We start from the raw sequence: 4484 nt of genomic DNA on the forward strand, positions 1-4484 counted from the left end.
GTGCCGACAATACTTGGAGGGTGACTTCCCGGGAAGATAGGTCTATGCCAGCTCCACAAAAAGCAACGTCCTTCGGGCGTTGCTTTTTTGTTTCCTGAGTTCCCTTTTTCCAGCGGCCAGACGGGGCTTCTTGCAGGAATCCCCGATTTGTAATACACTATAGAGGGGAAAGGGGGCGCGGACATGGAGCGGTTGAGGCGTTTTTATGAAGGGCGCCGGAGGCTGGTGCGGATTGCGGGCGCCCTGCTTGCGGGGCTGCTGACACTTTGCTATCTGCTTATCTTTTTTCAGCGGGGCGCAAACCTCTACGACACCTTCCTGCGGCGGAAAGCGTCCCCCTATTCCGCCTCCGCGTGGACCTACAGCGGAAAAAATCACTGGGGGAGGGTGCGCATCGACGTCGAAGCAGTGGAATCGAACACCTATCGGCTGATTTACGCGCTGCCTGGAAACCCTGAACGGGACTATCTCGTGCGTTTTGCCGGGGCGGAGGACCGCTATGCCGAGCGGCAGATCGTGATCAGCAGCGGCGGGGTGGAACGGTTCCGGGGAACCTACCATCCGGATGGCCTCTTTCTCTATAACGAGCAGGGGGAGCCGGTGCTCGACGTGGACGCCTTCGTCTCCCACGACGGGAAAAACCCCTTTGCCGGGCGGGAGCCCTCCTATTACGACATGGCGCAGCTGGCCTCCGGCAGCGGAGACACGGTGCGGGGCAACGGCGACCTCCTCTTTTCGGCGGTCCTGATCGCGGCTCTCTGGGCGGTGGACCGGCGGTGGCCGCGCCTCTTTTTTGATCTGCGGCACATGTGGTGGTGCGTCGGCGCAGAGCCGAGCGAGCTGTTTTTATCGGCGCAGCGGTTGCTGTGGGTCGTGCTGCCCATTCTATCGATCTTTTTGGCGCTCCTGGCGCTGATCATTCACTAAGGGGAGGAAACAGAGATGAACCAGTTCCATCCAAACCGGACAAACGCGTCCGGGGCGCTCTTTTTCGGCATCGCGGCGCTGCTCAGTTCGCTGATGGGCGACCTGATGGCCGCCCTCGTGCTGGGGGCCGCGGGGATTTTCCTCGGGGTCGTCACGCGGAAATACGCCGCGCCCGACGAGGGCGGCGGGCTTCCTATTACAGGGATCGCCCTGTCGGCCGCGGGGCTGCTGATGGCGGGGCTGATCTTCGCGCTGCTCATGGTGGGCGGCCTTGCCGCACCGGCCGCGGGACTTTAAATCAATATCGGGCCAGGGGCGCGTCCGCAAAAAAGTGCGGGCGAGCCTCTTTTGGGTATTGCGGAGTAAAAGAGTATATGATACAATATCTTGTGTCAGATATTCTATATAAGGCGATTATCTTGTGGCAGAGGAAGGGACAATATGAAAATCGGCAAGAATGCGATCACCGTATTGGAAAAGCGGTACCTGAAAAAGGATGAAAACGGAAAGAATATTGAGACGGTCGAGCAGATGTTCCGCCGCGTGGCGGACGCGATCGCGGCCGCGGACGCCGCCTACGACGACAAGGCGGACGTCAAAAAGCTGTCCGACCGATTTTACGAGCTGATGACCAATTTGGAGTTCCTCCCCAACTCCCCGACGCTGATGAACGCGGGCAAGGAGCTCGGACAGCTTTCCGCCTGCTTCGTGCTGCCGGTGGGCGACTCGATGGAGGAGATCTTCGAGGCGATCAAACAGGCGGCGCTGATTCACAAGTCGGGCGGCGGGACCGGCTTTTCCTTCTCCCGCCTGCGCGCCTCGGGCGCGACGGTGCGCAGCACCGGCGGCGTGGCGAGCGGGCCGGTCAGCTTTATGCGGGTCTTCAACATGGCCACCGAGGCGGTCAAGCAGGGGGGCACCCGGCGGGGCGCGAACATGGGCATCCTGCGGGTGGATCATCCGGATATCCTCGATTTCATCGACTGCAAGAAGAACAATGCGGACATCACCAACTTCAACATTTCGGTGGGGATCACCGAGGCGTTTATGCAGGCGGTGCAGAACGGCGACACCTATGAGCTGGTCGACCCCAAGAGCAAGCAGGCGGTCGGCGAGCTGGAGGCGCGCGAGGTGTTCCACAAGATCGTCGAGAGCGCGTGGCGCAACGGCGAGCCGGGCATCATCTTCCTCGACCGGCTCAACCGGGACAACGTCGTCCCCTCGCAGGGGGAGATCGAGAGCACCAACCCGTGCGGCGAACAGCCGCTGCTGCCCTATGAGTCGTGCAACCTCGGGTCGATCAACCTTGTCACCATGCTCGCCAAGGACAAGAACGGCTGGCGGATCGATTACAAAAAGCTCGAGCGGACGGTCGAGGACGCGGTGCACTTCCTCGACAACGTCATCGACGTGAACAAATATCCGCTTGAGGAGATCGATTTCACCACTAAACAGACCCGCAAAATCGGACTCGGCGTGATGGGCTGGTCGGACATGCTCGCCTATCTCGGCATGTCCTACAATTCCGAGGAAGCGGTCGCCCTCGCGGGCGAGGTCATGAAGTTCATCACAGAGACGGGCCGCCGCGCCTCCGCGCGGCTTGCCAAGGTGCGCGGCGCCTTCCCGCTCTTTGGGGAGAGCATCTTCGCCGCCGGGGAACCGCTGCGCAACGCCACGATCACCACCATCGCGCCCACCGGGACCCTGTCGATCATCGCGGGCTGCTCGTCGGGCGTGGAGCCGGTGTTCGCCTACGTCTTCATCCGCAACGTCATGGACGGCACCGAGATGATCGAGGTGAACCCCGTGCTGCGGGAGACCCTCGAGGCGCGCGGCCTCTACAGCGACGAGCTGATGAAAAAGATTGCCGCGGAGGGAACCCTCCAGCACATCGACGAGATCCCCGACGACATCAAGCGCGTATTCGTCTGCTCCCACGACGTGAGCCCTCTCTACCATGTCAAGATGCAGGCGGCGTTCCAGAAGCACACCGACAACGCCGTCTCCAAAACGGTCAACTTCGCGCACGGCGCGACGATGGAGGACGTTGAAGAGGTCTACATGCTCGCCTACGAGCTCGACTGCAAGGGCGTCACGATCTACCGCGACGGCAGCCGCGCCGAGCAGGTGCTCAACATCGGTTCGGTGAAGAAGGAGGGCGAGACGGAAGCGCCGCCCGCCATGCGCACAGACATCCGTCCCCGTCCACGCCCGGAGGTCACCTGCGGCCTGACTGAACGCATGAAGATCGGATGCGGCAACCTGTACGTCACGGTCAATTACGACGAGCATGGCATCTGCGAGGTGTTCACCTCCACCGGCAAGGCGGGCGGATGCCCCTCCCAGTCGGAGGCGACCGCGCGGCTGGTTTCCATCGCGCTGCGCTCGGGCGTCTCGATCGACGAGATCCTCGACCAGCTCCGCGGCATCCGCTGCCCCTCTACCATCCGCCACGCGGGGATGAAGTGCACCTCCTGCCCCGACGCAATCGCCCGCGTCATCAAAAAGACCGCCGACATGATCGAGAACCAGAAGCTCGGCCTGCCCGCGGCGGAACCCGCCCGGCCCGAGGCGCCCGCCTCCGGCGCGGCGGCCCTCAACGCGAAATTCTGCCCCGAGTGCGGCAGCGCCCTCGAACATGAGGGCGGCTGCGTGAGCTGCCGCAGCTGCGGATACTCCAAGTGCAACTGAGGAGAACGGAAAAAGAAGGCCGGGGACGAAAGTCCCCGGCTTTCCTTTTGCGGCTCTTCGAGCCGCAGGGGCCGGCCTTTTGAAAAAGGCCTTGCGAAAACTTTGATCAGGCCGGCCGCCCCGCGCCCCACCCCGCCGCGACCCGTGAGGCGGGGTCCCGTCAAAGCCCGGCGGAGGCTGCCAGCCTCGCCCGTAGCCGCCAGCCCCCGGCAAACGCTGCCGCGGCTGTGCAGTCGCACAGCGCGGCCTGCGCGTCCTCGACGCGCAGCAACAAACGCCGCTGGCGTTTGTTGAGCGTTTGCCGGAGCGCCGTGCGCGCCGCGTCGTATTCGTCCGATGCGGCGTTATATTCCGGCGTGTCGCGGCAGCGCTCCTCGATGAAGGATAACCGCTCGAGATATAGCTCTTCTAAAATATCAGGCATTAAAAAAACCTCCAAGAACTTCATCTTTAGAAGTAGTATATCATAAAAAAGCGCTACAATCAAGATAAACTTCATCATTAGAATATTCTTGGAGGGAAAATGAAAATCTATTGGAATGGAATATCCAAAAATGTGATTGGTCCGCAGGTGAAACTGTTGCGAAAAGGGCACAAACCACCATTGACGCAAAAAGCATTGGCGGAAATGTTGCAGCAGGCGGGATATGAGTTTGACAGTCTAACCATATTGCGCATTGAGAAGGGGACGCGGTTTGTTCCTGATTATGAGGTTGTCGCCTTGGCTCAGGTTTTGGGTGTCTCATATGAAACATTACTGGGCCCGCCGGCGGAAAACAACGCCCCGTAGAGGCGTTCGCGCGCTTTGCGCGCGTGCGCGGCAAAGCCGCGCAGTTTTCCGCCTCCCCGTGGGCGCTGCGCGCCAC

5 protein-coding genes are annotated in these 4484 nt (G+C 61.4%); 4 read left to right on the top strand and 1 reads right to left on the bottom strand.

The features are described from left to right. Positions 1–183: 183 nt before the first annotated feature. The 3 genes from NE609_RS16965 to NE609_RS16975 all read left to right on the top strand — a co-directional run bounded on the left by NE609_RS16965 (position 184) and on the right by NE609_RS16975 (position 3618). Positions 184–927, top strand: coding sequence for a hypothetical protein (locus tag NE609_RS16965; protein ID WP_256153202.1), 744 nt, complete (start codon positions 184–186; stop codon positions 925–927). 15 nt (positions 928–942) lie between these two features. Beyond that, positions 943–1224, top strand: a complete 282-nt coding sequence (locus tag NE609_RS16970) for a hypothetical protein (protein WP_101547926.1) — start codon at positions 943–945, stop codon at positions 1222–1224. 144 nt (positions 1225–1368) lie between these two features. Beyond that, positions 1369–3618, top strand: coding sequence for a vitamin B12-dependent ribonucleotide reductase (locus NE609_RS16975; protein ID WP_256153203.1), 2250 nt, complete (start codon positions 1369–1371; stop codon positions 3616–3618). A gap of 160 nt (positions 3619–3778) precedes the next feature. Here the strand turns inward: NE609_RS16975 and NE609_RS16980 are convergent, their stop codons facing one another. Then, complete coding sequence (locus NE609_RS16980; protein WP_256153204.1) at positions 3779–4042, bottom strand: DUF6809 family protein; 264 nt, start codon at positions 4040–4042, stop codon at positions 3779–3781. 99 nt (positions 4043–4141) lie between these two features. Between NE609_RS16980 and NE609_RS16985 the strand changes: the two genes are divergently transcribed. Then, a complete protein-coding gene (locus tag NE609_RS16985) occupies positions 4142–4408 on the top strand; it encodes a helix-turn-helix domain-containing protein (RefSeq protein ID WP_101547932.1) in 267 nt (88 codons plus the stop codon). Positions 4409–4484: the final 76 nt, after the last annotated feature.

It is taken from the genome of Anaerotruncus sp. DFI.9.16, from assembly GCF_024461615.1.
Taxonomy (GTDB): Bacteria; Bacillota; Clostridia; order Oscillospirales; family Ruminococcaceae; genus Anaerotruncus; species Anaerotruncus massiliensis.